We start from the raw sequence: 459 nt of genomic DNA, 5'->3' as shown, positions 1-459 counted from the left end.
CGGCACCAGCCGCACCCCGAGCACACGACCCGGGTCTTCGCAGGGGTGGCCAACAGGAGAACAACCCCAAGGGCCGCTCCCTCAGACACCCAACAGCGCGTGTCCACCTCAGCACCATCCCGGCACCCCGAAGCCCGCCCCACCGACCAGCGGTGCGACGACGACTCCAGTACCGGGTCCACTCACGAGTCCGCCGGCCCACACGGAAAAAACGGGCCGACTCTGCAAGACTCCTTAGAAAGGAGGTGATCCAGCCGCACCTTCCGGTACGGCTACCTTGTTACGACTTCGTCCCAATCGCCAGCCCCACCTTCACTCACTCCCTCCCGAACGGGGTTAGGCCGCAAGTTTCGGGTGTTGCCGACTTTCATGACGTGACGGGCGGTGTGTACAAGGCCCGGGAACGTATTCACCGCGGCGTTGCTGATCCGCGATTACTAGCGACTCCACCTTCATGGG

The 459-nt window shown here is 64.1% G+C and carries 1 rRNA gene; it reads right to left on the bottom strand.

Features of this window, described 5'->3' with window-relative positions:
- Nucleotides 1–238: 238 nt before the first annotated feature.
- Nucleotides 239–459, bottom strand: a 16S ribosomal RNA gene (locus RM446_RS24675); the annotation flags it as partial.

It is taken from the genome of Streptomonospora wellingtoniae, assembly GCF_031845375.1.
GTDB lineage: Bacteria > Actinomycetota > Actinomycetes > Streptosporangiales > Streptosporangiaceae > Streptomonospora > Streptomonospora wellingtoniae.
The sequence above is the reverse complement of the archived record's forward strand: the minus strand, read 5'-3'. Positions and strand labels throughout refer to the sequence as shown.